Below are 2,063 nucleotides of genomic sequence, written 5' to 3'. Positions count from 1 at the left end.
CTGCTGGCGCTTGTAGCCGGTGGTGCGCAGGTTCGCGATGTTGTTCGAGATGACCTGGACGTTGAGTTCCTGGGCCGCCATGCCGGTGGCGGCGGCGTAGAGCGCGCGCATCGTGCCGGCTCCCGATCAGGCGATGTCGGCGAGGCGGCGGATCGCCGTGCCCCGCAGGTCGTCGAGGCGCGTGATCACGCTGGAGACCATCGCGTAGGTCCGGTTCACGTCCATCAGCCGCGTCATCTCCAGCACCGGCTTGACGTTGGATCGCTCCAGCGCCCCCGATTCGAGGCGGCTCCTGATGCCCGCGGGCTGGGGCTGGTCGGTCGCGGCGTAGAGGTTGGCGCCCGCGTTGGTGAGGCGCTGCGGGTTGGCGAAGGTGACGAGCCGCACGCGGCCGCGCACCCCGAGGTTGGTCGAGACCGTGCCGTCCGGCCCGATCGAAAGCCCCGTCTCCTGCGCGTTGACGGTGATCGGGCCGCCCTCGCCCTGCACGGCGTAGCCATCGCTGTTGACCAGCGTCCCCTGCGCGTCGATCTCGAAGGCGCCGTTGCGGGTGTAGCGCACGCCCTGCGGCGTCTGGACCGAGAAGAATGCCTCGCCTTGGATCGCCACGTGGATCGGGTTGCCGTCCGGCTCGATCGCGCCCTGGCCGAGGTCGAGCGCGGTGCCCTGGTCGATCACGTAGGAGAGCCGGCGGTCGGGCGCGGAAAACGAATCCGCGCTCGCCGTCGGCATCAGGTATTCCTGGAAGCGCGTCGAGCGGCCCTTGAAGCCGGTGGTCGAGACGTTGGCCATGTTGTTGGCGATCACGTCGAGCTCGCGCTGAAGCGCGACCTGGCTCGACACGCCGACGAAGAGGGCATTCTGCATCGTAGACCCGACCGTTCGTGCCGCGGTGGCGGCAACCACCCATCCGCATCCGCCGTGCCACGTCGACGGCGCATGGTTTCGCTTGTCCGGTCAGTCACTTGACCTGTCGCGGAGCGTCCGTCGGCCGGAACCGCATCGGCCCGGCGGCAAAGCCGACCCGGCAGATTCTGCCGCCTTAACGGCACGTTAACCCTGTCCATGGATACCGGAGGCTCGATCAGGCCCGGTCCTTCAGCGCGGGCGCCCCGGACGAACAGCGACGGATCGCGGAACCCCGCCCATGGCCAGGAAGCCCAAGAAAGCGGCCGCCGACGGCGAGGGCGGCGAGGTCGAAGTGCCGAAGAGCAGGAAGAAGCTCATCGTGATCGCCGCCGTGGTGCTGCTTGCCGGCGGCGGCGGCGGCGCCGTCATGATGAAGAAGCGCGCCGCAGCCCATGCCGAGGCGGAGCATTCCGAGCAGGCGGCGGAGGTGAAGAAGCCGGCGGTGTTCCTCGACGTGCGCGAGATGCTGCTGAACCTCAGCCCGGACGCCGGCCAGGACAAGGCCAAGTACGCCAAGCTCCGCATCGCCCTGGAACTCAAGGACGCCAAGGTCGAGGGCGAGGTGAAGCCGCTGATGCCCCGCGTCGAGGACGCCCTCCAGGTCTACATGCGCGACCTGCGCAGCAGCGACCTCTCCGGCTCGCTGGGCCTCTACCGCCTCCGCGAGGAACTGCTGAAGCGGGTCAACGTCGCGGTCTACCCCGCCCGCGTCGAGGCGGTGCTGTTCAAGGACGTGATCGTCCAGTAGCGCGCCTCCGACCCCCCGACGCGCCCGACGCGCCCGACGGGCCGACCCTGAAACGAGCGGATCATGGACCCCGACGACCCGAACGCGGAGGACGACTGGTCGGCGGCCCTGATCGAGCAGGGCGCCGAGGGCGGGGACACGTCGCTCGCCGAGGAATGGGGCGCGGCGCTGGCCGAGCAGGGCACCACCCGCACCGCCAGCGACGTCGCCGCCGAATGGGCGACGATGATCGAGGACGGGGAGACCGACAACCTCCCCGAACTCGCCGGCAACGACCGCATCCTCAACCAGGAGGAGATCGACGACGTCCTCGGCTTCTCGCTGCGCGAGCTGTCGGCCTCCGGCGCCGGCGGCGTGCGCGCCATCGTCGATTCGGGCGTCGTCCAGTACGAACGCCTGCCGATGC

The 2,063-nt window shown here is 69.8% G+C and carries 3 protein-coding genes and 1 pseudogene; 2 read left to right on the top strand and 2 right to left on the bottom strand.

Translation table 11 applies throughout. The features are described 5' to 3' along the window. Both ACFE86_RS22590 and flgF read right to left on the bottom strand, forming a co-directional pair. A partial coding sequence (locus tag ACFE86_RS22590) for a flagellar basal body protein (RefSeq protein WP_375457543.1) occupies positions 1-111 on the bottom strand: 111 nt, incomplete at its 3' end. Between the two features lie 15 nt (positions 112-126). Continuing rightward, positions 127-867 carry a flagellar basal-body rod protein FlgF gene (gene flgF / locus ACFE86_RS22585; RefSeq protein WP_375457542.1) on the bottom strand — a complete coding sequence of 247 codons (741 nt, stop codon included), beginning with the start codon at positions 865-867 and terminating at the stop codon, positions 127-129. A 280-nt stretch (positions 868-1,147) separates the two neighbouring features. On the opposite strand from flgF, the gene fliL reads away from it, so the two are divergent. Together fliL and fliM are read left to right on the top strand one after the other, a co-directional pair. Further along, positions 1,148-1,657, top strand: a complete 510-nt coding sequence (gene fliL, locus ACFE86_RS22580) for a flagellar basal body-associated protein FliL (RefSeq protein ID WP_375457541.1) — start codon at positions 1,148-1,150, stop codon at positions 1,655-1,657. A gap of 63 nt (positions 1,658-1,720) precedes the next feature. After that, positions 1,721-2,063, top strand: a pseudogene (fliM, locus tag ACFE86_RS22575) (flagellar motor switch protein FliM); the annotation flags it as partial.

Origin of the sequence: uncultured Methylobacterium sp. (assembly GCF_964244095.1) — a bacterium.
Lineage (GTDB): Bacteria > Pseudomonadota > Alphaproteobacteria > Rhizobiales > Beijerinckiaceae > Methylobacterium.
The sequence above is the reverse complement of the archived record's forward strand: the minus strand, read 5'-3'. Positions and strand labels throughout refer to the sequence as shown.

What these genes read in the sequence shown, in the direction of transcription:
- flgF (WP_375457542.1), bottom strand. Translation starts at nt 867, where the DNA reads ATGCAGAATGCCCTCTTCGTCGGCGTGTCGAGCCAGGTCGCGCTTCAG.
- fliL (WP_375457541.1), top strand. Translation starts at nt 1,148, where the DNA reads ATGGCCAGGAAGCCCAAGAAAGCGGCCGCCGACGGCGAGGGCGGCGAG.